Origin of the sequence: Providencia vermicola, assembly GCF_010748935.1 — a bacterium.
GTDB lineage: Bacteria > Pseudomonadota > Gammaproteobacteria > Enterobacterales > Enterobacteriaceae > Providencia > Providencia zhejiangensis.
Genome location: NZ_CP048796.1, coordinates 3,626,172 through 3,653,072, shown reverse-complemented (window position 1 = coordinate 3,653,072; position 26,901 = coordinate 3,626,172). Strand labels below are relative to the sequence as shown.

Here is a 26,901-nt window from a genome sequence, read left to right as displayed (position 1 = left end):
GGGGAATCATTGGGTCCTATGGGAAAGAGGAATTCAATCTTTATATCTTCTTAGTAAATCATTCGTTAAGCTCACGCTATTTGCTACTGTATCGATAATATTAACAGTGCTCTCATTGTTTTTAACCGCTTAATTAAATAGTTTTAATATCAATATAAACATGTTTTCATTAAAAATAAAAAACGTTAGTGAATATTGTCACTAACGTTTCGTGGAGAACATTTATTTTATTGCGCGCATTGGTCTAATTTTACTTTGGCCGGATATTGAGCGACATTTAAATAACTTTCTCCAACCGGAGATGCAGTAATAACTCCGCTAGAATTATTTAAATTATCATTAATACCAGGGCCAATAAATGCGACAATTCCACGGGAAACACCCGCAATTGTTTGTTCACCATTAGGGACATTCATATTATCTGAGCGAATTTGTAAGTTTCTAACACCTGAAAAATCTTTTAATTTTACTTCGATTTTATTCGGTTGTGTTACAGATGGGCTAGATGATATTTTTTTCATTGTTTTATATGGAAGGAATTCATATTCAGAACCTTCACCCAAGAAAAACTGGAAGTAAACTCCCACAGCACTTGTTTTAAAAAATTGAATCTTATTTTCACTGTATGCCGGTGTTGCATTATCAGCCCAACCATAAGGTCTATAGGCTAACTCATAGAGTTTATCTTTATCTGATTCATCACAAACAAATAATACTTTTTCTAAATCAATATGGGTTTGCAGAGATATTTCTTGTGGTGTAACAAGCGTGTCAGCTAAAACTTTTCCAGCTTGTTGGATATTGCTAACAATCATGGGATTTTTTTCACCAGCGTATATTGTTTTATTTTGCAATCCGGAGTTCACAATTTTACAAGCCGCTTGTGCACCAGAAGCAAATAGCAATGATAGCATAATGGTTGCTGAGATTTTCTTAATCATAATTATTCCTTAAATGAGATTTGTTTTTTATTTACATGGCATCTGTAAATTTCAATTTAAAGATAGATGACAGAAATATCTTGCACAAGAAAGTGATTAAATTAAAATTAAATCACCATTATTTTTTATGGTTGGTTTTTTAAATGCTCTTTTTTTCTAAAATAGAGGTTGGGTATAAATTAATTAACCATTTTTGGTTGATATTCCTTATTTGCTGGCATGAATAGAATATAAAACTTGCTCTATAAACTGATAATCAATTTATTCATGGCTTTTTATCTATTTCATTTTTTGAAATGGAAATGTTTTTTTTATTTAGTCTATTTAAGTCTTCTATTTTAAATCGCATTGTTTTATTTTTAGACGAGAGTTTATTAAATATCGAATTTTAGAGTTCATTGATTAATAGTGAAATCAGACATGTAGCAATGTGTCTTATTAAACTGATATAAGAACGTTAGTCATGCGCTAATACTCGTAGCGTTTAAAAGGAAAAGAAATATTGGCAATACTCTGTATGAGTCACATTGGATATCATTTTTGGCTCAGCGATAAGGCTAATGATCGGCTATCCGAGCAGAAAAGCGTAATACGTCAATTGGCTAAAGTGTGTTGAACTGAAAAAGGCTATTTAAAGATAAAAGTGACTACGCATTTTCTGAAGGGAGAAAATAGGTAATGAGATAATGAAAATTGACATCTACCGATAAATTAAAAATAAGGCAATAAATATATATCACCCAGTAATCACACTAACGTTAAAATAACCGTAAATGGTAACGGCCTATTTTATACGGGGCTGAAACCTAGTTTTATGGCGTGAATTAGCGTAAAGGCACCCTTTGCTAGCCAGCTTGGCCTTCAGGAATTTCTTCAATAATAACATCCACATCCTTTACTTCACCATCACGTAAAATTTTTACGGGTACTTTACTGCCAGGGCGAATTTCTGCGACTAAATCCATTGTTTCTGCGGCGGAAACGGCGGGTTTATTATCTACCGATAAAATAATGTCGCCTTGAAGAATCCCCGATTTCGCCGCAGGGCCGTTAGCTGCAACTTGGAATACACGTAGCCCTTTGATTTGGTCAATATTGTTATTGTTAGTTCTAATCTGTGGTAGTTCACGTGCAGTGATCCCAATATAACCACGGATCACACGGCCATCACGGATTAATTTTTCCATTATTTTTGTCGCTAGGGCGGTAGGAATAGCAAAACTTAAACCTTCTGAACTGATCCCTTGGCCCGCACTGAAGGAGAGGGTATTAATACCGACTAATTCCCCTTCTGTATTAATTAAGGCTCCCCCTGAGTTACCTGAATTAATAGAAGCATCCGTTTGTAGAAAGTTTTGACGTCGGGTGGAGCTTAAGCCAACTCGGCCCGTTGCACTGATAATTCCCTGAGTCACTGTTTGCCCTATGTTGTATGGGTTACCAATGGCAAGGACGACATCTCCAACATGGGTGACACGCAATTTATTAATAGGAATGACAGGAAGGTTTTCGGCATCTATTTTGAGTACCGCTAAATCCGTTAATGTATCGGAGCCGACTAATAGAGCATCAAAGATTGAACCATCCTGTAAGGCAACTAGAATTTGATCTGGATTATCAACAACATGTTTATTGGTAATGATATAACCGTTGGCGCTCATAATCACGCCTGAACCCAGTGATTTTAATTCACGGCCTGATTGAGAAAAACTCCCTTTAGAGCTGCTATACACATAAACGACAGCCGGTGCGGCTTTCCGGACGGCTTTATTATAACTGATAGGTTCGTTATCTATTTTACCATAAAGCAAATCAGCTAACCCTTGAGGGCGTAGGGAAGGCACCGCAACAATAAGGATCATCGCGGTTATTAGACCTAGCATTGCTGCCCAGAGAAGCTTTTTCACCATAAGATATCGAGTATTCAACTTGTTGATGTTAGTACAGGGAGATTGAGCATAACATAAAAAAACAGGCACAGCAGTTTGTACTGTACCTGTTTTGATCTTTTACAACAATTTTGTGTTGTGATTAATTTTTCATGAGCAGATAGAGTGTCTCACCACCACGTAAGACTTTCATTGCCAGTACTGGCGGTTTTGCATCAATCACTTTACGGAACTGTTCAATACTTTCAACACGAACGTCGTTCACGCCAAAAATTAAGTCACCTTTAACTAAGCCAACCGCGGCAGCAGGTGATTTTGGTGCGACATTATCAACTTGTACACCTTTAGTGTTGCTAACGGTTGCGTTAGATAGTGTGGCGCCAAGTAATGATTCGCTCAGTTTTTCCGCTTTAGTCGCTTCGCCTTCATTGTTTTCTAAAACAACTTTAACATCCATTGGCTTGCCTGAACGGATCAGACCAATCGTGATTTCTTTACCGATCTGGCTGGTACCAATTTTAGCTCTCAGCTCAGCAAAGCTGTTAATACGCTTACCATCGACAGAGACTAAGACGTCACCTGATTTAATGCCAGCTTTAGCCGCGGAAGACTTAGGCAGAACTTCGCTCACGAATGCACCACGTTGAGCATCAATATTAAAGGCTTTTGCAATATCCGAATTCATTTCGGTACCTTTAATACCTAAAATCCCACGTTTCACCTCGCCGTGCTTAATGAGTTGTTCACTGAGGTTTTTAGCCATATTACTTGGGATTGCGAAACCAATACCAATGTTACCGCCACCCGGTGCTAAAATTGCGGTATTAATACCGATCAGTTCACCATTTAGGTTCACTAAGGCACCACCGGAGTTACCACGGTTGATAGAGGCATCTGTTTGGATAAAGTTTTCTAGACCTTCAAGATTTAAGCCGCTACGTCCAAGTGCTGAAATGATCCCTGAAGTTGCAGTCTGTCCTAGACCAAACGGGTTACCTACGGCAACGGCAAAGTCACCGACGCGTAATTTATCGGAATCGGCCATGCTAACGGCAGTGAGATTTTTAATGTCTTTTGCATTGGTGATTTTTAATAATGCGATATCTGTCTGTGCATCTTTACCGATCAGCTTAACATCGAGCTCACGACCATCATTAAGTTGGATTTGAATTTTATCTGCACCATCAATCACGTGATTATTGGTTAAAATATAACCCTGCGCAGCATCAATGATTACACCAGAACCTAACCCTTCAAATGGTCTAACACTTTGCTGCTGTGAAGGGATGTTCGGGCCAAAAAAGAATTTTAATTCTTCTGGGATTTGTTGGTTTTGAACACGTGTACCAGAAACATGAATGTTGACGACAGCAGGGAGCACTTTTTCAAGCATCGGTGCTAAGCTTGGCATATTTTGGCTCTGTGCCGTGGCTGGTAATGTTGCAGGTAAAGCCGCACTGCTAATCGAAGGTAAAATTGACAGGGATAACCCTAGGCTCATTGCGACCGCAGTGAGAAAGAAATTTTTTCTTTTCATCATTCCGTAGATTCTCTCAAGAATAAAATTTATCAGGTAGCAGCAATGCTGCACTCATCACGATATTTTTCTCATATCAGATTTGATTTTACTGATAGCTATGACTATGGATTATGCGCAAAAGTTCATACAACAGGTAGCAAATATCCACTCTTTTACATCTATTTACATGGATTGTAGATGAAATAGAACTTCTATACAGTTTTGAAATAAAAAGAAATACTTTAAATAAGACGATATTTTGTCGTGTTGTATTTAACTGACTAGTTAGCAGCAGTAAACTCGCCAGTGCTAACCAAACAAAAAAGGATATGTGGTATTCACCAGTAAATGATTTTACTGGTGAATAAGTTAGCTATATTTCGTGTGATAGAGCAGTTGAAGGTGTCGAACCACCTTCAAGACTCATTATTTTTCTTCATTCTGATTCACGAACCATTTAGATGATATATGAATAATTACTTTTCTTTTTCATCTAAAGGGCGGAACAGGCCAGAAGCACCATCTGAATAATCTCTCGGTGGCATTTTTACTGGCGCCTGATCATTATCAGCTTCTGATTCCGTTAAGCGATAATTGAACGGATTATCTTGAGCGGGCATATCTGGCATTAACTCTGAGGAGCTTTGTGCCATATGTTGATATAGCTGACGATAATCACGAGCCATTTTATCAAGTAACTCTGCACTGCGAGCAAAATGGCTGACGAGCTCCTTACGGTACTCTTCTAGCTCAGTGTTTTTCTTGTCTAATTCAGCTTGTGCTGTCTTTTGTTGGCGAAGTTTTGGGTTACCATAACGGACGACTAAGGCGCCGATAATGAAACCGATAACTAGTCCAATTAGTGCATACTCCCAGGTCATGCTGACTCCTTCGTTTACTTCACTGTTCGCAGAAATTAAGCTTATCCATCTATTACTATACTCTAAATCATTCGAGGTGCAGCGAGGCGACAAGTGAATAAGTCGCTAAGAGTATAGATAATGCTATGACGAGTCTGAATAAATGTCGTCAATAACGCTGCAACTTGAAGTATAACGAGTAAATTCCGGTTAATCACTAAAGAGTGGAATACTAAGACGAAATTCCTTACTCCTCTAACATTCGTTAACTAGACGTTAAATAATAAATGAATCTGGTTATAATAAGGGCAGTGTATACCATATAACGGTAAAAAAACCGAAAATTTTTCAAGGATTATTCAGTTAATGTCACCGATAACCCCGATTATGCGTTATCAACAGGCTCTTGCTGAAGGTAACTATCAGCCTGATGACGTACAAAGACGTGCAGTAGAGCGTCTAAATGAAATTTATCAGCAGTTGATCTCGACATCCTCTTTAAATGAACACAATGAGAAGCCTTCAGGCCTAAAAATGCGTTTAGGGCGCTTATTGGGCAAAAAACACACCTCAACGATCGAGCCTGTAAAAGGACTATACATGTGGGGTGGCGTGGGGCGAGGAAAAACCTGGCTGATGGATATGTTCTATGAAAGCTTGCCAGGAAATAGAAAACTCCGTTTGCACTTTCATCGCTTTATGAAAAAGGTCCAAGACGACCTGATGGCTTTACAAGGTCAAGAAAACCCATTGGATATTATTGCTGATGAATTTAAAAAGCAGACAGATGTCCTGTGTTTTGATGAGTTCTTTGTGTCTGATATTACTGATGCAATGATTTTAGGCACTTTACTGGAAGGCTTATTTGCTCGAGGCATCACCCTAATTGCAACATCCAATATTATCCCAGATGACCTATATCGCAACGGTTTACAACGTGCGAGGTTTTTACCCGCGATAGAGCAGATTAAAAAGTATTGTGAAATTATGAACGTGGATGCTGGGGTTGATTATCGACTAAGAACATTAACTCAAGCCCATCTTTTCTTATCGCCGATTAATGATGAAAGTCGTCAACATCTCAATGAGGTTTTTAACAAACTGGCTGGGAAAAAAGGCGAACAGCAACCGATCTTGGAAGTTAATCATCGTAAAATGCAAGCGATAAACGCCGCAGAAGGGGTGCTGGCAATTAGCTTTAAAGCGTTGTGCGAGGAGCCTCGTAGTCAAAATGATTATATTTATCTCGCCAATTGTTATCACACCGTACTTTTGTATGATGTGCCTGCTTTGGACGGTAAACAAGAGAGTGCGGCGCGGCGTTTTTTAGCGTTAGTGGATGAGTTTTATGAACGAAAAGTGAAGTTAATCATTAATGCGCAAGTGCCTATGGCATCGCTCTATCAAGGTACTTTGCTCACATTTGAATATCAGCGTTGCTTATCTCGTTTACAAGAAATGCAAAGTGAAGAGTATTTGAAGATGCCACATTTGGCTTAAGTCTCATTGGTGGTTTTTGTACAAAAAAACATCTAATATAGACAAGAAGAAAAAAAAGTGTTTTTGGGGTCGATTTTTATTGCTGACTTCTCTATAATCTTGCGACCCCACGTTACAGCGATGTTTTTTATTTCCCAAGAAATATCGCATTAATGCCGGCTAGGCTGCTCGAAGGGGTGGGTTTGCTGGACAAGAGTCGTGTGAACCTCACAAAGCTTATGAACATGAGTGTTCACCAACGTGTAACTTCAATATTGGGTAAGTTTTAATGAAAACTTTTACAGCTAAACCAGAGACCGTAAAACGCGACTGGTACGTTGTTGATGCAGATGGCAAAACTTTAGGTCGTCTTGCAACTGAATTGGCTCGCCGTCTGCGCGGTAAGCATAAAGCGGAATATACTCCGCACGTGGATACTGGTGATTACATCATCGTTCTGAATGCAGAAAAAATTGCTGTTACCGGCAATAAACGCGAAGACAAAATCTACTATCGCCACACTGGCCATGTAGGTGGAATTAAGCAAGCGACTTTCGAAGAAATGATTGCTCGCAGTCCTGAGCGTGTGATTGAAATCGCGGTTAAAGGCATGTTGCCAAAAGGGCCTCTGGGTCGTGCAATGTACCGTAAACTGAAAGTTTACGCAGGTAACGAGCACAACCACGCGGCACAACAACCGCAAGTTCTTGACATTTAATCGGGATTATAGGCAATGGCTGAAAATCAATACTACGGCACTGGTCGCCGCAAAAGCTCTTCCGCTCGTGTCTTCATTAAGCCAGGTAGCGGTAACATCACAATCAATCAGCGTACACTGGAACAGTACTTTGGTCGCGAAACTGCGCGCATGGTCGTTCGTCAGCCGCTAGAGTTGGTTGAAATGTTGGAAAAACTGGATCTGTACATCACTGTAAAAGGTGGCGGTATTTCAGGTCAGGCAGGCGCAATCCGTCACGGTATCACCCGTGCACTGATGGCTTATGATGAGACTCTTCGTTCTGATCTGCGTAAAGCTGGTTTCGTTACCCGTGATGCGCGTTCTGTTGAACGTAAGAAAGTTGGTCTACGTAAAGCACGTCGTCGTCCACAGTTCTCCAAACGTTAATTTATTGCCCTTTGGGCATAAAATTGATGAAAAAACCCGTCTTTATGGCGGGTTTTTTATTGGGCGCAATATATTGCTTGATGTTTATTGATGAGCTGCGAGCGGTTTCTTTTATCTGAATTCGCGCTATGGCGCGTGCTGGAAAAGATAAATATCATTGAATCTAATATATTAGTGATAGACTTCAAATTGAATTTTTATTGGAAAATCAATGCACATAATATTTGTGTATTATTATTTGAATAATATACCCAAGTACTCAATGAGTTGTGTTCGGAAAACAGGAAATAACCTAGGCTGAACTTCTTTGATATGCAAATTAATAGTATCTAGGTGGCAAGACAAATCGAATGGGTAAAGGCGTTCTTTTCTAAGACATATTATTGTTCATGTTGGCTTTCGTATTGTAAGGTGGGCCAATAAAAATGATCAAAATAAAACTTATTCATTTAATAACGGATTTTTGATGCTGAGATAGTATTAAGTTGATTGCGCTAGTGTAAGAGGTTTTGTCATTGATTTACCTGCCGGTTTAAGTAACTCGTGTCAGACGAGATTTCTATTATTCGAGCGAATCAAGCAGTTCAATCTTCATTAATGTTTATGCAGCGAAAGTGCGCAATACAGAGCCGTCAGCGGGGATAAAAATTTTTGTGGGTATGCGAACGGGTTGCATCATAGGGTTATTACTTGAGAATTCAGAATCGCACCACAAATCATTCGTCTATTGAGGGAAAAACAATCGAAACTGACAGTTTAAACGCCATTTTAAAGTGGAATAGTGTTCGCCTTCCAAGCTTCCCTAAATAAGCTTTTAGAAACGTTTGTATATTGAATCTCTAAGTTGGTTGTTTTATTTGCCATCTTACTTATTTCATGTTCGACTATACAAAATAGATATAACTTACCTTACCAGCATTTTTCTTTATGAGTAGGCGTTAGTTGAGGATTTTTAGGCTGACATTTTTTATTTAAAAAAACATTTTTTAGAGTTAGCTCTAAGGTTTTTTAACTAGTTTTACATGTATTATTGAATTGATATTCTAATTTTTTGTCTTTTATCTACTTTAAACTACATTTAGTTATGATTTTCTCATCTACGTCCCCCTAAGTTGTACAAAATCTGCTAGAATATGCGACTGCTTTTTATTTTCTTATTTCTCGCTGCACTACAGCGAGAGGGTTGTGCTGACTTTCTATATGGATAAATGAGAGCTTTGGCACAGGGGATTGTAAAATGGGCGGGCTCGTAATTATTCAAAAACTTATTACAGTTTAGTTCATTTTTATTCAACTTGGAGGTTTTAATGGCTGTCGCTCCTAACAAACGTTCGGTAATGACATTATTTTCAGGCCCAACCGACATTTTTAGTCATCAAGTTCGTATTGTTTTGGCTGAAAAAGGGGTTAGCGTTGAGATTGAGCATGTCGAACCTGGTCATCTGCCTCAAGATCTGATCGATCTAAACCCATATCAGAGTGTACCTACTCTTGTTGACCGTGATCTGACCCTATATGACCCACATATTATCATGGAATACTTAGATGAGCGTTTTCCTCATCCTCCTCTCATGCCTGTTTATCCAGTTGCTCGTGGTACAAGTCGCCAACTGATGCACCGCATTGAAAAAGACTGGTATTCTCTGATGTACAAAATTGAAAAGGGAACGGCACAGGAAGCGGATAACGCACGTCGTCAGTTAGCAGAAGAGCTGATTGCGGTATCACCTGTTTTTGCTGAAATGCCTTTCTTTATGAGTGAAGAATTCAGCTTGGTTGATTGCTACTTAGCCCCGCTGTTGTGGCGTTTACCTGTACTAGGTATCGAACTCAAACCATCAAGCAGCAAACATCTGCAAATGTACATGCAACGTGTTTTTGAACGTGATGCATTCTTAGCTTCACTGACTGAGTTAGAACGCGAAATGCGTCTTTCGGCACGAGGCTAAGTGGCATGATGGAAATGGCGCCAATGACACCGAGACGCCCTTATCTATTACGTGCGCATTACGAGTGGCTGCTTGATAATGATATGACGCCCCATTTGGTTGTGGATGTCACTGTGCCAAATATCAATGTGCCAATGGAATTTGCTCGCGATGGGCAAATTGTATTGAATATAGCACCGCGCGCAGTAGGTAACTTTGAGATTACGAATGATGAAGTACGCTTCAGTGCGCGCTTTGGTGGTGTACCTCGTCAAGTATATGTGCCAATGGCCGCGATTATCGCAATCTACTCCCGTGAAAATGGCGCTGGGATGATGTTTGAACCGGAAGCCGCCTATGAAGAACAGTTATCAGCTGATCTTGAAGGGATTGAAGAAAACCCTGCGGATAACATCACGTTGGTCCATGAATCAGACCCAACAAGTGATCACTCGTCATCTTCAGATGATGAGCCTACGCCACCCCCTAAAGGTAGGCCATCACTCAGAGTCATTAAGTAATTCGTAAAGTATATCGATCAAAAAACAGAGGGTTTCCCCTCTGTTTTTATTTTGCGATCTGTTCGCTGATTAAACGCCCATAAAGCATAAGATACCATCTGCCGCTTTGCGCCCTTCAGCAATTGCCGTCACCACTAAATCAGAACCGCGAACAATATCTCCCCCAGCAAAAATTTTGGGGTTTGATGTTTGGTAAGCTAACAGCTCATCACTGCTTGCAATGATCCGCCCCTGAGCGTCTAGCTGCACATTATGCTCTGCTAGCCAAGGCATGGCATGTGGGCGGAAGCCGAATGCTGTGATCACCGTATCCGCTTGTAATAAGTGTTCAGAACCCTCTATAACCTCTGCTTGAGCGCGCCCATTTCTAGCCTCACTCATCTGTGTTCTGACTACTTTGACTCCACACACATTGCCTTTCTGATCGACTTCAATACTCACCGGTTGTAAATTGAATAAAAATTCAGCCCCTTCTTCTCGAGCATTTTTCACTTCTCGTGGTGAACCAGGCATACTTGCTTCATCGCGACGATAAGCACAAATCACCTTTTTCGCGCCTTGTCGAATAGCGGTACGCACACAATCCATTGCGGTATCACCGCCACCGAGGACGACAACCTGTTTGTTTTTAAGGTTGACATAAGGTGCATCGGCTGGGTTTTCAAAGCCCATTAATTGGCGAGTGTTGGCAATAAGGTAAGGTAAAGCATCATACACTCCCTTTGCATTCTCATTGGCGAGTTGTCCTTTGGTGGACTGATAAGTTCCTGTACCAATGAATACGGCGTCATATTCAGCAAGTAAATGATTTAATGGCAGGTCTTTACCAATCTCGGTATTGAGTTTGAATTCAATCCCCATTGAGGTAAAGATCTCTCGACGGAGAGTCATAATTTCTTTTTCGAGTTTGAAAGCCGGAATACCGAAGGTCAGTAACCCGCCAATTTCAGGATGGCGATCGTACACGGTCGCTTGTACGCCATTGCGAGCTAACACATCGGCACAGGCTAGACCAGCAGGCCCAGCTCCAATAATAGCAACGCGTTTATTCACAGGGACAACATGAGAAAGGTCAGGACGCCAGCCCATTGCAAAGGCGGTATCGTTAATATAACGCTCAATATTACCGATAGTGACAGCGCCAAAGTCATCATTTAAGGTACAGGCACCTTCACATAAACGATCTTGAGGGCACACTCTACCACAAACCTCAGGCAAACTATTGGTTTGATGAGATAGCTCTGCGGCCTCGATAATACGTCCTTCATTGGCAAGCTTGAGCCAATTGGGGATATAGTTATGCACCGGACATTTCCATTCACAGTAAGGATTACCGCATGAAAGGCATCGATCTGCCTGTGTCTGAGCTTGGATCGCGCTAAAAGGCTCGTAGATTTCTACAAATTCAATTTTACGTACATTTAACGTTTTTTTAGGCGGATCAACACGTTGTAAGTCGATAAATTGATAAACATTCTGGCTCATTTTTCTCTCCTTACTGTGCTTGGACGCGTAATTCAGCCGCAGAACGGCTACGGTGGCCTAAGAGTGCATTGATATCGCTTGATTTGGGTTTGACCAAAGTAAAGTGGCAAACCCAATTTTCCCAATCCGCGAGAATGGCTTCACCGCGCGCTGATTGCGTCAAACGGACATGTTCAGTAATTAATCCACGCAGATGTTCCGCGTGAATTGGGTAATCATTGACTGACAGTAGTTCCACCATCTCATTGTTGACCCGGCGTGAGAAGTGAGATTCTTCATCAAGCACATAAGCAAAGCCCCCCGTCATACCTGCACCAAAATTGATCCCCGTGCTGCCAAGGACACACACTATCCCACCTGTCATATATTCGCAGCCATTATCACCAATTCCCTCAATAATCGCCGTTGCGCCTGAGTTACGGACCGCGAAACGCTCACCCGCAAGGCCTGCTGCATAGAGTTTACCGCCTGTTGCACCATATAAACAGGTGTTACCAGCAATAGTGGTTTTATGGGTGGCAAATGAAGAGCCCACTGGTGGACGGATAGCGATAACCCCTCCTGTCATCCCTTTACCAACATAGTCATTGGCATCACCCGTTAAAATTAATTCCACTCCACCTGCATTCCAGACACCAAAGCTTTGCCCAGCCGTTCCTGTAAAATAGAGCTGTAATGGTGTGGCTGCGAAGCCTTGATCACCGAAGCGACGAGCAATTTCACCAGACAAGGCGGCACCAATTGAACGGTCGGTATTCATGATGTCATAGAAAAAGGTTTTCGATTGCTTCTGAGCCAAATAAGGTTCTGCATCTTGTAAAATGCGTTGATTCAGTAAGCCTTCATCAAATGGAGGATTAGTTTCTGTACAAAAAACGGCTTTCTCTGGCTGCGGTTCGCTCGTTTCTAACAAACTTTGCAGATTAATGCGGTTTTGTTTAGCGGTCGTTCCTTCAATAATCTCGAGTAAATCGGTACGACCAATGAGGTCGGTGAGTTTAGTGACGCCTAATGCCGCCATCAGTTCACGCGTTTCTCTGGCAATAAATCGAAAGTAGTTGATAACACGTTCTGGTAAACCATGGTAATGATGTTGTCTTAATGTTTCATCTTGTGTTGCAACACCCGTTGCACAGTTATTGAGATGGCATATGCGTAGATATTTGCACCCAAGGGCAACCATTGGGCCGGTACCAAAGCCAAAGCTTTCAGCACCTAGTATTGCCGCTTTGATGATGTCTAGGCCTGTTTTGAGACCGCCGTCCGTTTGTAAACGAATTTTATGGCGCAAACCATTGGCGACAAGTGCTTGTTGAGTTTCAACAAGGCCTAATTCCCATGGGCATCCCGCGTACTTCACTGAGCTAATAGGGCTAGCACCTGTGCCTCCATCATATCCCGCAATGGTAATTAAATCGGCATAGGCTTTTGCAACACCGGTTGCGATAGTACCAACACCGGGTTCTGAAACTAATTTAACGGAAATCAAAGCATGTGGGTTAACTTGTTTAAGGTCAAAAATCAGTTGTGCCAAATCTTCAATCGAATAAATATCGTGATGTGGTGGTGGGGAGATCAGTGTAACGCCCGGCACGGAATAGCGTAAACGTGCGATATATGGCGTGACTTTATCTCCGGGGAGCTGGCCGCCTTCACCCGGCTTAGCCCCTTGAGCGACCTTGATCTGGATAACATCAGCATTGACCAAGTACGCAGGCGTTACACCGAAACGCCCTGAGGCAACTTGTTTTATTCGAGAACGTTTTTGTGTGCCATAACGCGCAGGATCTTCACCTCCTTCGCCAGAGTTTGAAAAACCGCCCAATGTATTCATCGCAATCGCGAGGGCTTCATGGGCTTCTGGGCTCAATGCACCGATCGACATGGCGGCAGTATCAAAGCGAGAAAATAGTGCTTCTTCAGGTTCAACATCGGCTAAGGAAATGGCTTTATTTGTCAATTTTAATGCTAACAAATCACGAAACGTCGCCGTAGGGCGATTATTCACGAGCTGAGCATATTTTTGGTAATCATCATAATTGCCGCTGTGCACTGCATTTTGCAGGGTTTTGACAACATCTGGGTTGTAGGCATGATATTCCCCATTATGCATATATTTGAGCAAGCCACCTTGTTCTATCGGTAGACGGGGTAACCATGCTTTACGAGATAAATTAAATAGATCTAACTCAAAGTCACTAAAATTAGCCCCGCTGACGCGGCTAACGACACCCTCGAAACACAGTTGAGTCACTTCTTCATGTAAGCCCACAGCTTCAAATAATTTCGCGCAACGGTATGAGGCGATTGTCGAAATACCCATTTTCGACATAATTTTATATAACCCTTTATTGATGCCGTTACGATAATTCAATAACACTTTGCCAAGTGGTTTATCAAAAAGTTGGCTTTCAGACATAGCAGCCAGCGACTCGTAGGCTAAATAAGGATAAATCGCTGTCGCGCCAAAACCTAACAAAACGGCAAAGTGATGTGGATCTCTGGCACTTGCTGTTTCAATGATTAAGTTAGCATCACATCGTAAATTATTTTCGACTAAGCAGCGTTGGACCGCACCGACAGCCATCGCGGCAGGAATAGGGAGGCGCTCCGGAGAAATATTTCGATCAGAAAGTACGAGTAAAACAGCACCGTCGAGAACTTTTTGTTGGGCTTCTTGGCAAAGATTTTCAATAGCTTGTTTTAATGAGTGGGTTGACGATGCGTAAGTCATGTCGATAGTCTGTGTTTGATAATAGCGGCTATCTTGTTGACATAACTGTTGGAAATCAGAGTAGAGCAAAATAGGGGACTTGAAACTCAATCGATGAGCCTGCCCTTCAGCTTCGCAAAATACATTCATTTCTCGCCCAATACAGGTGGCGAGTGACATGACGTGAGCTTCCCTCAGCGGATCAATCGGTGGGTTTGTGACCTGTGCAAACATTTGACGGAAATAGTCATAGAGAATACGTGGTCGCTGTGACAATACCGCAAATGGAGTATCATCCCCCATTGAACCCGTCGCTTCTTGACCATTTTCACCAAGCACACGAATAACTTGTTCTAATTCTTCGCTCGTATAGGCAAATTGCTTTTGATAGGTTGCCAGCGTTTGATTATCCATTGAGCGCTGACCAACGGTATCTTGTTGTTGCTCCATCGCTTCAAAAGGAATTAAGCGAATCACATTTTTTTCAAGCCATTGCTTATAGGGGTGGCGGCTTTTTAAGTCGTTATCGGTCTCTGCACTCTGTAAGATGCGGCCTTCTTGAGTATCGATAAGCATTAATTCACCGGGGCCAACACGCCCTTTTTCAACGACTTCATCGGGTTGGTAATCCCAAATACCGACTTCCGATGCACAGGTGATCAATTTATCTTTAGTAATAACGTAGCGTGCTGGACGTAAGCCATTTCTATCAAGATTACAGGCAGCGTAGCGACCATCGGACATGACGAGCCCTGCTGGGCCATCCCAAGGTTCCATATGCATGGAGTTAAAATCAAAGAAGGCTTTGAGGTCTTCATCCATATCAGGATTATTTTGCCAAGCCGGAGGTACTAGTAAACGAATCGCCCGAATCAAATCCATCCCGCCATTAAGTAACAACTCCAGCATATTATCTAGGGAGCTAGAATCGGATCCTGTTTCATTAACAAAAGGTGCCGCTGACTGCAAATCAGGGATAAGGGGAGTTCGAAATTTATATGAACGTGCTCTAGCCCACTGGCGGTTACCCGTGATCGTATTTATTTCACCATTATGAGCCAAAAAGCGGAATGGTTGCGCTAATGGCCAGCGTGGTATCGTATTGGTTGAAAAACGCTGATGGAACAGGCAAATAGCGGATTCCATGCGTAAATCAGCAAGATCAGGGAAAAAGCGCGGTAAATCGGTGGCCATACATAGCCCTTTATAAACCGTCACAAGGTTAGAGAGGCTACAGATGTAAAAATCACTATCGGTAATACGTTTTTCGATACGACGACGGGCGATGAATAAACGTCTTTCGAGATCTCGAGGGCGCCAGCCTGCGGGCGCATTGATAAAGAGTTGTTCAATCTTAGGGAGACTTGCGAGGGCAATACTACCGAGAATTTCACGGTTAATAGGTACTTCACGCCAGCCAACAATCGCTAGAGTTTCATCTAAGATCTCTTCTTCAACAATACGCCGGCAGTCAGCGGCAATCGCGTCATCTTGACTTAAAAAGATCATACCAACAGCATAATTGCGTGCTAAGCGCCAACCCTGATCCTGTGCAACTAAATGAAAAAAACGGTCGGGTTTTTGCAATAGCAATCCACATCCATCGCCCGTTTTACCGTCGGCAAGGATCGCTCCACGATGCTGCATTCTTGCAAGTGCGTGGATTGCTGTTCTGACGATTTTATGGCTAGGCTCACCTTCAATATGAGCGATAAGGCCGAAGCCACAATTGTCTTTTTCTAATCTTTTATCGTACAGCATAGATTCTCCGTCGTCTTTCGTACTACAACGTTGTTACCTGCGTTTTGCTCCCTAGTCAGCTTGAACTGTGTCTAAGGATTCATTCTCCTATCGCCGAGTTGTAGTGTGAAATACAGGGAGGAAGAGTCCTGTAAAGACCATAACTACAACTGTTTTAGCGTACTTCTTTGCTCATTCATTACAAATCTAATAAATTCAAATGGTTAGTTTCTATAAGCAGAACGAACTCATTGTTTTTAATTTACTCATTTATTATTTATTCATTATTTTTAGTGGCTAATCTTCTGCGCACACCAAATGACAGCGTCAGTAATTCGCTGTTTTCATTATTAATAAAAATAAACAGTGTATGAGGGTAATCGTTATGTATACGTCATCAGATGAGAGGGCGGACACGGTAAGGTTTTAAATTAGCGAGATTCTTTTTCTAGGTCAAATAGCGCGTAAATAACATTATTTGCGATATAAAATAATGTTATTTAATTGATTAAGAAGAAAAAAGTTACCAAAAATGCTTTTGTGACACAGGTCTTGTTTTTGTAAATGCTGTGATATACATCACTAATAAGTGTGCTTTTTGGTCGCAACTCTATCGGGTTTTACTTATTAGGTAATGATATATTTTTAATTTTTAAATTTATCTGGTTTTTTGCTCTGTTTTTTGTCGTTTTATAAAATTAATAAGATAACGGGAAATCATCATAAATACTTATGATTTTGAAAAATAAAGTTTATTTTTCATTTTTGGTGCTATTTTGGCTTGATTATATTAAATATTACATTATTTTATTTGGTAATAATAAAGCGATGACCATAAAGATTTCACCGAGTACGGTGAAATATCGTGTCGATAAAAACACTTAAGATTAATGAGCCGGATCGACATTTTTTACCAACAATGAATCGAATGTGCCTCATTTGATATATGATTCAGTGAGTATCATATTAAGGGGTGGTTATGAAAGTACTTCGCGGTCTTGCGCAATATTATGTCGATCTCATGATGAAGCTAGGGCTAGTTAGGTTTTCTCTCCTGCTTGCATCTGCGTTAGTCGTTCTGGCGATGATAATGCAAATGGCAGTAACTATTGTGTTACGTGGGCAGGTCGATAGTCTCGATCTCGTCGGTTCTATTTTCTTTGGCTTAATTATTACGCCTCTGGCTGTTTATTTTTTATCTGTTGTTGTTGAACAGCTGGAAGAGTCACGACAACGCCTCTCTCGCATGGTTGATAAGTTGGAGGTGATGCGTAAGCGTGATGCAGAACTAAATAGTCAATTACAAGGCAATATTGAGCAGCTAAATCAGGAAATTATTGAGCGTGAAAGGGCAGAAAGAGCCCACCTTGAGTTGCTTGAGCAATTAAAACAAGAAATGAAGCATCGCGAGCAAACTCAAATTGAGCTTGAACAACAATCTGTGCTGTTACGCTCATTCCTTGATGCCTCACCTGACTTGGTTTATTACCGCAATGAGAATAACGAGTTTTCAGGGTGTAACCGAGCCATGGAGTTACTCACAGGTAAGAGTGAAAAACACCTCGTTGGTTTAACGCCGATGGATATCTATGATATTGAAATCGCCTCAAAAGTTATGGAAACCGATGAAAAGGTTTTTCGTCACAATGTCTCGCTTACCTATGAACAATGGCTTGTTTATCCTGATGGTAGAAAAGCGTGTTTCGAGCTACGTAAAGTTCCTTTCTATGACAGAGTGGGTAAACGACACGGTTTGATGGGCTTTGGTCGAGATATTACGGAACGTAAGCGTTATCAAGAGGCTTTAGAGAACGCAAGTAGGGATAAAACAACGTTTATTTCTACAATCAGCCATGAATTACGTACACCACTTAATGGTATTGTTGGGCTGAGTCGTATTCTATTAGATACCGACCTAACAGCTGAACAAATGAATTACCTAAAAACGATTCATGTCAGTGCAGTCACATTGGGGAATATTTTCAATGATGTGATTGAAATGGATAAAATTGAGCGTCGTAAGGTACAACTGGATAACCAGCCTGTCGTATTACCGCAATTTGTTAATGATTTAGAAAACCTTAGTGGCTTGTTAGTGCAACCGAAAGGCTTGAGATTTGTGATGGATGTTGCGACAGGCCTACCAGAGACAGTGCTGACAGATGGCACACGACTTCGTCAAATTCTATGGAATTTAATTGGCAACGCCGTCAAATTCACGCAGCAAGGTGAGGTTAAATTAAGCATCTGGCGAGAAGGAGAAGACAAACTGTTTTTCAGTGTGCAAGACAGTGGTATTGGTATTCCGAAAGACGAACTCGATAAAATTTTTGCGATGTATTATCAAGTGACCGATAGCGCTGGTGGTAAACCTGCAACAGGAACTGGCATCGGTTTATCGGTATCGCGTCGTTTAGCCCAAAACATGGGGGGAGATATTCAGGTTGAAAGTGAAATAGGCAAAGGTTCAACCTTTACGCTTTCGATCGTTGCCCCTGTTGTTGAAGAAGAAGTTATCGATTCTCAAGAAAGTGATGATGACTATCCATTACCAGCCTTGCATATTTTGCTGGTGGAAGATATTGAACTCAATGTGGTTGTGGCGTGCTCTGTGCTAGAAAAATTGGGTAACACCGTTGATGTCGCAATGAATGGCAAAGAGGCGTTAGCGATGTTTACCCCTGGTGAATACGATTTAGTGTTGCTGGATATTCAGCTCCCTGATATGACTGGAATTGATATCGCACAACAATTAAACCAGCGTTATCGCAAAGACGAACTTCCTCCGCTCATTGCACTGACTGCAAATGTTCTAAAAGATAAGAAAGAGTATTTCGACGCAGGAATGGATGGCGTTTTAAGTAAACCACTAGCGGTATCCGCCCTTAAACAGGTCATAGAGCAATACTGGGGTGAGAATACCAACGAAACGCCTCAGGATGGCGTACAAAGCGTTTCTAGCGATACCGATGAGTCAGTACTCGATTGCGAAATGCTAGAACAATACTTGTCGTTGATCGGTCCGAAGGTCATTTACGATGGCCTTGAAGTCTTTGAAAAAATGATACCGGGATATTTGGCTATTTTAGATTCCAATATGGTGGCTAAAGATCAGAAAGGTATCGTTGAAGAGGCGCATAAAATTAAAGGGGCAGCCGGTTCTGTCGGGTTGAAGAACCTACAAAACATCGCCCAGCAGATCCAATCACCTGAACTTCCTGCTTGGTGGGATAATGTACAAGAGTGGGTTGATGAATTAAAGCAAGATTGGAAGTCGGATATAGAAACTTTAAGAAACTACGTTGATAGACGTACAAAAAAATAACCCCAACCGAAGTTGGGGTGCGCGAATACTGCGCCAACACCAGGGAAATCGTTGATCTACCTATGGTTTTCTTTTTGGGCAGACCTTTAAAATTTGATTACTGCTCAAGGGAATAATACCAAGATACCAAATATTAGCGATTTTGTTACAAGATTCATTAAAATCTGTGATGAAGATTGATGTTTATTCCCTTTTCGCGGTTCAGTGATAATTTACTACAAATGGAGCAAGATATGAAATCAATTGCGGTTATTTTAAGTGGATGCGGTGTTTTTGATGGAAGCGAGATTCATGAGTCAGTGTTAACTATGCTTGCTTTGAGTAAAAAAAATGCTGAAGTTCATTTTTTTGCACCAAATGAATCTCAACCTACTGTAATAAATCACATTACTGGTGAATTGAAAAAGGATAATCGTAATCAAATGGAGGAAGCTGCACGTATTTCTCGTGGGAAAATAGCGCCTTTATCCTCTGCTGACGCAAATAAGCTGGATGCCCTCATAATTCCTGGTGGTTTTGGTGCGGCAAAGAATTTATGTGATTTTGCGGTTAAAGGAAGTGACTGTGAAATTAATAAAGAACTATTAAGTTTAGTCCAACAAATGTACCAGCAGAAAAAGCCTCTAGGTCTGATGTGCATAGCACCGGTCATGCTTCCTAAGCTCCTCAATACTTCAGTTGAATTAACAATTGGTAATGATAAGGAAACGATTGCTCAGATCGAAAAGATGGGGGGTAAACACATTACCTGCACAGTGGATAATATTGTAGTCGATCATGCTAATAAAGTTGTTACGACTCCCGCTTATATGCTGGCTCAATCAATCTCCGAGGCTGAAGTCGGTATTAATAAGCTCGTTGAGAAAGTATTAGAAATGGCATAATTGACTCGATGAGCATGATAATTTCTCGATTATGGCGCTGGTTACGGAAAGTTTTGCTTTCGCTAGTCGCGGTTTGGTTTTTGACTGTGATTGCGTTTAAATTCGTGCCAGTGCCATTTTCTGCTGTCATGGTAGAAAGGCAATTATCCGCATGGGTAAACTTAAATTTTTCTTATGTTTCTCGTTCGGAATGGGTTGATGAAAATCACATTTCTCCTTACTTATATTTGGCTGTTATAGCAGCAGAAGATCAAAATTTTCCTCATCACTGGGGTTTTGATCTTGAAGCTATAGAGAAGGCTTATAAGCATAATATGAGTAAAAAAAGCACAATTCGAGGGGCTTCAACTATCTCTCAACAGACAGTAAAAAACTTGTGGTTATGGGATGGAAGAAGCTGGATAAGAAAAGGCCTTGAAACATTGATGACTCCTGTTATGGAGCTTATGTGGTCAAAAACAAGAATATTGACTGTTTATTTAAACATAGTTGAGTTTGATGAGGGGGTTTTTGGGGTTGAAGAGGCATCAAAAAAATTCTTTAAAAAGTCAGCAAATCAACTAACTATGGAAGAAGCTGCACTATTAGTGGCTGTTTTGCCGAATCCTCACAGGTTTAAGGTGAAATCACCCTCTTCATATGTGTTAAAGAGACAGGCTTGGATCTTGAATCAGATGTACCTTCTTGGGGGTAGGAATTATCTGAAAAATAATACCATCGGTCCTGACGAATAAAAAAGTCATGAATTTTCATTCATGACTTTTCTTTTTATAACAATATATTATTGTTTATGATTAATTGAGATAGGTGAAAGCGGTCGTGACACGACGAACACCTTCTGTTTCACTGGCGATTTTTGCCGCAGCATCCCCTTCTTGTTTGGTTAAAATACCCAATAAGAAGACTTCACCATTTTCAGTAATCACTTTCACGCTGGATGACTTCACAGCATCACTGGTGAGGATCTTTGATTTCACTTTCGTTGTCAGCCAAGTATCTTTTGACGCGGTGCCTAAATCAACAGGTTCACCTTGACGAACTTCATTATAGACAGCGTTAGTTCCTTCAACATTTGCTGCTATTTGTTTTGCTCGCTCAGCCCAAGATAAATCAGGGCTTTGACCTGTCAGCAAAACATTTCCTTTATAAGCGGTCGCAATAATGCGAGCTTTGCCTGTTATGTCTTTATCTTTATTCAATTGGCCGCTGACGCGCGCTTCTAACGTACCATCATCAACTTGTTGGCCGACAGAACGTGGGTCAGTTGCGCTTTTTGTCGCAACTGCTGCAGAACCGACAACGGCAGCGCCGATACAGCCTTGTAGCATTGTCATACTAAGAATAATGGCTACTATTGGGAGTAATCGCATTTTTGCTCCTTAATCATCCTGATGAGGGAAAAGTGTATTATCGATGAGATCACAAAGACAATTCACCGTAAGAAGATGAACCTCTTGGATTCTGACACTACGTTGTGATGGTATACGTATTTCAACATCTTGTGGTCCCAAGAGACCCGCAAGTTCGCCGCCATCATAACCTGTCAGAGCAACAATTGTCATATCACGAGTGACAGCAGCTTCAACGGCTTTGATAATATCACTGCTATTACCATGTGTTGAGATAGCCATTAAAACATCACCATGCTGACCGAGTGCTCTCACCTGTTTAGCATAGATTTCAGTGGGTTGTTTGCTACCGGAAATGGCCGTTAACACTGCATTATCCGTATTGAGAGCGAGTGCGGGTAGGCTTGGACGCTCAGTTTCAAATCGGTGGATCATGCTAGTCGCAAAGCGTTGCGCTGTTGCGGCAGAAGCCCCATTTCCACAACATAAAATTTTGTTACCGTTTAGCAGTGATTGAACCATCATCATTGCTGCGCGTGATATAGCATCGGGCAGCGCTTCTGCTGCTGCTATCTGAGTTTGAATACTTTCTGTAAAACAGACTTTAATTCTATCCAGCACTTGCTTATTTTCCTGTGAAATTAACCAACATGTTCACTATCGTTAAAGGCATTCTGTATCCATTCAAACTGACGATCAGTAATCGCACAGATATCAAAACGACATGCAGTAGTTTCGAAGCTTTCTTGTTTTTCGGCAAGCCAATATTTAGCAGCAGCAATCAGTTTCCTGCGTTTGCATCTATCGATTGATAAGAGTGCGCCACCATATCGTTTGTCTTGACGAAAACGTACTTCAACAAATACCCAACCAGTATCATCGCGCATAATTAGGTCGATTTCACCATGGCGATTTCTGGCATTTCGCTCAACAAATGTTAACCCCTGTTGTTGCAGGAAGGCCTGTACTTGACTTTCATAGTACCGACCAGCTAACCATTTTAATGTTTTTTTGAGAGGTTGCATGACGTCCTTGTCTTAAAGTTGGGCAATCATCCTAATTGCACGGCAAGATTATCTTGCTAATTTGATTTGTCCTTGGTTGAACTGTAACCAAGGAAGGTCGCGGTAAACAACACAGTTTTCTCCCACACTCAAAGTACCTGATGCACCTTGTAGACGGAATTGGGCATTTTGTTGTAGTTGATCGTAGTTATTCGCTAGCGACCAAGCATCGATACCTAACGCATAGAGGCGCAACAACGAATAATCATTATTTATCTTTTGTTGGGCCTGTTTGCGTAAATTGTTATTTGCACCAGCTAATAATGGGATATCACTGAATTTTAAGCCTTCCATTTCGAAACGAAAATCAGCGCCATTGCCTGCTTGGTTACTGCGTGAACTTGCATATAGGGCTGGGCGTTGACGGCTACTAATCGCCATTTCAATCATCGGCTTGATCAAGGTTAGCTCATCACGAGTAGCAACAATATAGACCGCATCGATAGAATTAGAGGAACTCATTTGAGGCTCTGGTTGTGAAAGCTCAGGATAGTTTTGCCCATCAATCGATTTTGCTGCAACTGGGGGATTGATGACGACAGGTGTACCGGTCATACGAATCCCCGCGCCTCGGTTAATCGACTCTTTCAGCGAGGCCACAGAACCAAAAGATTGTTTAAGGACGGTAGACCCCCCTTTTGATTGCCACTCTTCAGCAAATGCTTTGGCAATACGTTCACCAAAGGCATTGTTCGGCACTAAAATTAATGGCGCTCGTTTACCTTCCGCCATGATATGTGCTGCGGCATTCTTAGCTTCATCTTCAGGAGACAGTGAAAAATAGCAAAGGTTGGGGCGGGGCTGCAATTTATCGGCATCTAACTCATTCAGTGTTAGGACACTTAACGGCGAACCTGCTTGTGCAATCGCCTGTACTTCAGGTTTCAATAACGGGCCTACCACTAAAGTAAAGCCTTCACTTTGGGCTTGTTGCAACAACTGAGAGATTTGCTTTCCATTGGTATCAAATACTTTGATACTTTGGGAATTGGTTGGTGTAGCTGCAATACTCAAAGACGGGTTAACGATATCTGCATCATTGGTTGCATTATCATTACCTGTTGCCGCGGCCACCTCAGCGTAAATTTGCTCTAATACATCATTATGACTACTTTGCTCAGGCGTTGGTGCTGTATTTGACGTTGCAGCCGGCGCTTGTGGTAAACCTTTTTGTGCATCCATGAAGCCTTTCATGATAGCTTCACCGAAAACTTTTCCTTGACCACTCATTGGCAGAAAAAGGGCTATTTTAGGGTTTTTACCGACAGGTGGCTGCATGGATTGTAGCAGTTGGCTCGGCGGTGTTTGTGCTGCTGGGTGATTTGGATAACGAATTTTCCAATCATCAACACCTGCTTTTAGCGTTGCAACATCATCTCGATTATTGAGATAAATATCGAGTAAATCGACCCAGCCTGCTAAGGTGATTTCGTCAGCGCCAATGCCTTGAATTTGCTCAGGCGTCATTTGTGTTAACATTTGCCATGTGCTATCGATATTGGCTTGGCGGGCTGTTTGTTCGGTCAATAAGGCTTCTTGACCAATATAAGCACGCAGAACATCGCTAGAAGGCTTACCTTGCGCGGAATCAATGATAGACTGATACCGATTTATTTCGGAACTGATCTGTTCCGGTGTCGTTGGGGTAATAGGTGCTTTGTTATCCCCTGTAAGCTGACAGCCTGACAGCATTAAAGCTGATAGCATTGCTGTGCAGATTAACCCTTTTTTTACATGCAAAAAAATTGAAGGACGCATACTGTATCCAGTGGTGTATTTTCAGTTGCTTAATTTTAAACCGGCTATTCGGATGAAACAATGAATCAACCTAATCAAGCAGTGGTTATGGCATCCACGCTGTATATCGTGCCCACCCCTATCGGTAATATGGGCGATATCACGCAACGTGCGTTGGATGTTCTTAAACATGTTGACCTTGTCGCTGCAGAAGACACACGGCATTCAGGAATACTGTTACAGAATTTTGCCATTAATGCACGCATGTTCGCCTTGCATGATCATAATGAACAGCAGAAGGCAGATCAATTAATTAGCAGACTTCAACAGGGCGATAGTATCGCATTAGTTTCCGATGCAGGTACACCTTTAATTAACGATCCTGGCTATCATTTAGTCACTCGTTGCCGTGAAGCGGGGATCCGTGTTGTGCCATTACCCGGAGCATGCGCTGCAATCACGGCGCTTAGTGCCGCGGGTTTGCCTTCTGACCGTTTTTGCTATGAGGGATTTCTGCCCGCCAAAAGTAAAGGCAGAAAAGATGTCCTTAAAGCACTTGAACGAGAAACGCGTACATTAATTTTTTATGAGTCAACACATCGCTTACTCGATAGTTTAGCAGACATGATTGAAGTTTGGGGACCCGAGCGTCATGTGGTGCTTGCTCGTGAAATCACAAAGACTTGGGAGTCAATTGAAGGACGGCCTGTCGGGGAGCTATTCGCTTGGGTAAAAGAGGATGAAAATCGTCATCGTGGTGAGATGGTGCTGATAGTCGAAGGCTATAAAGCAAATCCGGATGACGATGACATTTCACCTGATGTTATCCGTACGTTGAATCTGCTACAGCAGGAGCTCCCCCCTAAAAAAGCGGCAGCGATTACTGCTGAAATTTATGGCTTAAAGAAAAATCGCCTTTATAAATTGATGCTTGAACAACCTAATAACGATTGATAACTGCATAAACCCCTATACAAGGCTAGGCAAAGTGCCTATAATCCGCAGCGGAGTTGGCCAGACAACCGCTGCTCTATCGTTGTCCTTCGGGAGACGGGTAGAGGGGAGGAAAGTCCGGGCTCCATAGGGCAGGGTGCCAGATAACGTCTGGGAGGCGCAAGCCTACGACTAGTGCAACAGAGAGCAAACCGCCGATGGCCTGTTTACAGGCACAGGTAAGGGTGAAAGGGTGCGGTAAGAGCGCACCGCGCGACTGGCAACAGTTCGTGGCACGGTAAACTCCACCCGGAGCAAGACCAAATAGGGGTTCATATGGTGCGGCCCGCATTGAACTCGGGTAGGTTGCTGGAGCCAGTGCGCAAGTGCTGGCCTAGATGAATGGTTGTCCAAGACAGAACCCGGCTTATCGGCCAACTCCAATTTTTTCATCATACTTCAAACCGTGGCTGCGTTGGCCCTAGTGACATACCTTTGTATGCACCTAGGGATATCTTCGTTTTGCCGCCTTGCCACAACTGGAATGACTGAGCAAAAATTCCAGTGATCCAGTTGCTGCCTTACCATAACGTGAGTTACTGAGAAAAAACGTCAGTGCTATTCAAACTTATTAAAAAAGAATCACTGCTGACGGTTTTTTAAATGGCTACTTAACGGCTTGTTTAACCATTTCTAGCAACTTACGCACATCGTCTGGACGGGTGTCGCCGCTTTCTTTATCAATGATTGAACTGTAAATGTGCGGAATAATTTTCTTCACACCAGCATCGAGGGCGATTTGCAGGATTTGTGGAAAATTCTCCAAATCAATGCCACCTGTTGGTTCTAGTGAAAAATCAAACTTAGCACAGGCTTTAGCAACCGCTTTATATTCTTCAATATAAGTTAATCCTTTCATATTAAAGAACTTGATAGAGCTTGCCCCCATATCTTTCAGCATCATAATGGCGGTTTCAACAGGAACGATTCCTTCTGGCGCCTGAGAGCTGAGTGGGCCAGTAGAGATTTTTACCATACCAACAGTACCACTCGGTGAGACTAACGCGTTGACAAACGTTTCATTTTGTCCAAGCAGTGCACGGCTAATCGGTGCACCTGTGAACACTTGGTTGACGTGCTGTGGTTGGATTTCCTGAGAAATTAATGAAACTATGGTGGATTGATTAGGGTCACCTGCCCCAAGTCCTACAGATAGCGCATTATCGGTCTCTTTTGCGTAAACACGCATATCCGCAATCGCGCTATCTAAATCAGGGTAATTTTTCGATAGTACACCAACAACGACAAAGGTTTCAGCTGCTTGATAGATATCTTTGGCATTTTGATGGCTGCCAGCGAGGACATTCAGGCAAACACGGTTTTGGTAAAAATTTGGTGATAATTTCAT

The 26,901-nt window shown here is 41.8% G+C and carries 20 protein-coding genes and 1 other RNA gene; 10 read left to right on the top strand and 11 right to left on the bottom strand.

The genetic code is table 11. The annotated features are described in order from the left end of the window. Positions 1-227: 227 nt before the first annotated feature. The 4 genes from G3341_RS16495 to zapG form a co-directional block, all read right to left on the bottom strand. On the bottom strand, positions 228-941 hold the full coding sequence (locus G3341_RS16495) for a hypothetical protein (RefSeq protein WP_154624910.1): 714 nt from the start codon (positions 939-941) through the stop codon (positions 228-230). Between the two features lie 845 nt (positions 942-1,786). Beyond that, on the bottom strand, positions 1,787-2,851 hold the full coding sequence (gene degS / locus G3341_RS16490) for an outer membrane-stress sensor serine endopeptidase DegS (protein ID WP_154622912.1): 1,065 nt from the start codon (positions 2,849-2,851) through the stop codon (positions 1,787-1,789). Between the two features lie 121 nt (positions 2,852-2,972). Next, entirely contained in the window at positions 2,973-4,367 is a 1,395-nt protein-coding gene (locus G3341_RS16485; RefSeq protein WP_167520937.1) for a Do family serine endopeptidase, read from the bottom strand. 458 nt (positions 4,368-4,825) lie between these two features. Then, positions 4,826-5,230: a Z-ring associated protein ZapG gene (gene zapG / locus G3341_RS16480; protein WP_154622910.1), complete on the bottom strand. Its 405-nt coding sequence runs from the start codon at positions 5,228-5,230 to the stop codon at positions 4,826-4,828. A 345-nt stretch (positions 5,231-5,575) separates the two neighbouring features. Between zapG and zapE the strand changes: the two genes are divergently transcribed. From zapE to sspB, 5 genes are all read left to right on the top strand, one after another. Then, complete coding sequence (gene zapE, locus G3341_RS16475) at positions 5,576-6,709, top strand: cell division protein ZapE (RefSeq protein WP_163862997.1); 1,134 nt, start codon at positions 5,576-5,578, stop codon at positions 6,707-6,709. A gap of 268 nt (positions 6,710-6,977) precedes the next feature. Beyond that, positions 6,978-7,406, top strand: a complete 429-nt coding sequence (gene rplM / locus G3341_RS16470; RefSeq protein WP_004925433.1) for a 50S ribosomal protein L13 — start codon at positions 6,978-6,980, stop codon at positions 7,404-7,406. Positions 7,407-7,421: 15 nt separating this feature from the next. Beyond that, positions 7,422-7,814 (top strand): 30S ribosomal protein S9, encoded by a 393-nt coding sequence (gene rpsI, locus G3341_RS16465; RefSeq protein ID WP_004258235.1) that lies wholly within the window; start codon positions 7,422-7,424, stop codon positions 7,812-7,814. Positions 7,815-9,121: 1,307 nt separating this feature from the next. Next, positions 9,122-9,763 carry a stringent starvation protein SspA gene (sspA, locus tag G3341_RS16460; RefSeq protein ID WP_154621896.1) on the top strand — a complete coding sequence of 214 codons (642 nt, stop codon included), beginning with the start codon at positions 9,122-9,124 and terminating at the stop codon, positions 9,761-9,763. A gap of 8 nt (positions 9,764-9,771) precedes the next feature. Next, positions 9,772-10,263, top strand: coding sequence for a ClpXP protease specificity-enhancing factor (sspB, locus tag G3341_RS16455; RefSeq protein ID WP_195848132.1), 492 nt, complete (start codon positions 9,772-9,774; stop codon positions 10,261-10,263). 69 nt (positions 10,264-10,332) lie between these two features. On the opposite strand, the gene G3341_RS16450 is transcribed toward sspB, so the two are convergent. Both G3341_RS16450 and gltB read right to left on the bottom strand, forming a co-directional pair. Next, positions 10,333-11,748 carry an FAD-dependent oxidoreductase gene (locus tag G3341_RS16450; RefSeq protein WP_163862995.1) on the bottom strand — a complete coding sequence of 472 codons (1,416 nt, stop codon included), beginning with the start codon at positions 11,746-11,748 and terminating at the stop codon, positions 10,333-10,335. A gap of 10 nt (positions 11,749-11,758) precedes the next feature. After that, entirely contained in the window at positions 11,759-16,222 is a 4,464-nt protein-coding gene (gltB, locus tag G3341_RS16445; RefSeq protein WP_154621893.1) for a glutamate synthase large subunit, read from the bottom strand. Between the two features lie 958 nt (positions 16,223-17,180). Between gltB and arcB the strand changes: the two genes are divergently transcribed. The 3 genes from arcB to mtgA all read left to right on the top strand — a co-directional run bounded on the left by arcB (position 17,181) and on the right by mtgA (position 21,144). Continuing rightward, a complete protein-coding gene (gene arcB / locus G3341_RS16440; protein WP_163862993.1) occupies positions 17,181-19,526 on the top strand; it encodes an aerobic respiration two-component sensor histidine kinase ArcB in 2,346 nt (781 codons plus the stop codon). Between the two features lie 233 nt (positions 19,527-19,759). Beyond that, positions 19,760-20,410 carry an isoprenoid biosynthesis glyoxalase ElbB gene (gene elbB, locus G3341_RS16435; protein ID WP_154621955.1) on the top strand — a complete coding sequence of 217 codons (651 nt, stop codon included), beginning with the start codon at positions 19,760-19,762 and terminating at the stop codon, positions 20,408-20,410. Between the two features lie 8 nt (positions 20,411-20,418). Continuing rightward, positions 20,419-21,144 carry a monofunctional biosynthetic peptidoglycan transglycosylase gene (mtgA, locus tag G3341_RS16430; protein ID WP_163862991.1) on the top strand — a complete coding sequence of 242 codons (726 nt, stop codon included), beginning with the start codon at positions 20,419-20,421 and terminating at the stop codon, positions 21,142-21,144. 60 nt (positions 21,145-21,204) lie between these two features. Here the strand turns inward: mtgA and dolP are convergent, their stop codons facing one another. Genes dolP through G3341_RS16410 form a run of 4 tightly spaced genes read right to left on the bottom strand, consistent with a single transcriptional unit; the run spans position 21,205 to position 24,581 of the window. Then, positions 21,205-21,780 (bottom strand): division/outer membrane stress-associated lipid-binding lipoprotein, encoded by a 576-nt coding sequence (dolP, locus tag G3341_RS16425; RefSeq protein ID WP_154621957.1) that lies wholly within the window; start codon positions 21,778-21,780, stop codon positions 21,205-21,207. A gap of 9 nt (positions 21,781-21,789) precedes the next feature. Further along, complete coding sequence (gene diaA / locus G3341_RS16420; RefSeq protein WP_070928925.1) at positions 21,790-22,380, bottom strand: DnaA initiator-associating protein DiaA; 591 nt, start codon at positions 22,378-22,380, stop codon at positions 21,790-21,792. 20 nt (positions 22,381-22,400) lie between these two features. Beyond that, positions 22,401-22,784: a YraN family protein gene (locus tag G3341_RS16415; RefSeq protein ID WP_154621958.1), complete on the bottom strand. Its 384-nt coding sequence runs from the start codon at positions 22,782-22,784 to the stop codon at positions 22,401-22,403. A gap of 48 nt (positions 22,785-22,832) precedes the next feature. Then, positions 22,833-24,581, bottom strand: a complete 1,749-nt coding sequence (locus tag G3341_RS16410; protein WP_154621959.1) for a penicillin-binding protein activator — start codon at positions 24,579-24,581, stop codon at positions 22,833-22,835. Positions 24,582-24,641: 60 nt separating this feature from the next. Between G3341_RS16410 and rsmI the strand changes: the two genes are divergently transcribed. Then, positions 24,642-25,514 (top strand): 16S rRNA (cytidine(1402)-2'-O)-methyltransferase, encoded by an 873-nt coding sequence (rsmI, locus tag G3341_RS16405; protein ID WP_154621960.1) that lies wholly within the window; start codon positions 24,642-24,644, stop codon positions 25,512-25,514. 52 nt (positions 25,515-25,566) lie between these two features. Further along, an RNA gene (gene rnpB, locus G3341_RS16400) (RNase P RNA component class A) lies at positions 25,567-25,939 on the top strand. Between the two features lie 221 nt (positions 25,940-26,160). Here rnpB and dagF read toward each other — a convergent pair. Next, a complete protein-coding gene (gene dagF, locus G3341_RS16395) occupies positions 26,161-26,901 on the bottom strand; it encodes a 2-dehydro-3-deoxy-phosphogluconate aldolase (protein ID WP_163862989.1) in 741 nt (246 codons plus the stop codon).

Bases quoted from the DNA above. Each gene is read 5' to 3' on its own strand.
- gltB (WP_154621893.1), bottom strand. From the start codon at position 16,222: ATGCTGTACGATAAAAGATTAGAAAAAGACAATTGTGGCTTCGGCCTT.
- mtgA (WP_163862991.1), top strand. From the start codon at position 20,419: ATGAGCATGATAATTTCTCGATTATGGCGCTGGTTACGGAAAGTTTTG.
- sspA (WP_154621896.1), top strand. From the start codon at position 9,122: ATGGCTGTCGCTCCTAACAAACGTTCGGTAATGACATTATTTTCAGGC.
- G3341_RS16410 (WP_154621959.1), bottom strand. From the start codon at position 24,581: ATGCGTCCTTCAATTTTTTTGCATGTAAAAAAAGGGTTAATCTGCACA.
- zapE (WP_163862997.1), top strand. From the start codon at position 5,576: ATGTCACCGATAACCCCGATTATGCGTTATCAACAGGCTCTTGCTGAA.
- G3341_RS16450 (WP_163862995.1), bottom strand. From the start codon at position 11,748: ATGAGCCAGAATGTTTATCAATTTATCGACTTACAACGTGTTGATCCG.
- rplM (WP_004925433.1), top strand. From the start codon at position 6,978: ATGAAAACTTTTACAGCTAAACCAGAGACCGTAAAACGCGACTGGTAC.
- zapG (WP_154622910.1), bottom strand. From the start codon at position 5,230: ATGACCTGGGAGTATGCACTAATTGGACTAGTTATCGGTTTCATTATC.
- G3341_RS16415 (WP_154621958.1), bottom strand. From the start codon at position 22,784: ATGCAACCTCTCAAAAAAACATTAAAATGGTTAGCTGGTCGGTACTAT.
- sspB (WP_195848132.1), top strand. From the start codon at position 9,772: ATGGAAATGGCGCCAATGACACCGAGACGCCCTTATCTATTACGTGCG.
- G3341_RS16495 (WP_154624910.1), bottom strand. From the start codon at position 941: ATGATTAAGAAAATCTCAGCAACCATTATGCTATCATTGCTATTTGCT.
- dolP (WP_154621957.1), bottom strand. From the start codon at position 21,780: ATGCGATTACTCCCAATAGTAGCCATTATTCTTAGTATGACAATGCTA.
- dagF (WP_163862989.1), bottom strand. From the start codon at position 26,901: ATGAAATTATCACCAAATTTTTACCAAAACCGTGTTTGCCTGAATGTC.
- degS (WP_154622912.1), bottom strand. From the start codon at position 2,851: ATGGTGAAAAAGCTTCTCTGGGCAGCAATGCTAGGTCTAATAACCGCG.
- arcB (WP_163862993.1), top strand. From the start codon at position 17,181: ATGAAAGTACTTCGCGGTCTTGCGCAATATTATGTCGATCTCATGATG.
- elbB (WP_154621955.1), top strand. From the start codon at position 19,760: ATGAAATCAATTGCGGTTATTTTAAGTGGATGCGGTGTTTTTGATGGA.
- rsmI (WP_154621960.1), top strand. From the start codon at position 24,642: ATGAATCAACCTAATCAAGCAGTGGTTATGGCATCCACGCTGTATATC.
- rpsI (WP_004258235.1), top strand. From the start codon at position 7,422: ATGGCTGAAAATCAATACTACGGCACTGGTCGCCGCAAAAGCTCTTCC.
- G3341_RS16485 (WP_167520937.1), bottom strand. From the start codon at position 4,367: ATGAAAAGAAAAAATTTCTTTCTCACTGCGGTCGCAATGAGCCTAGGG.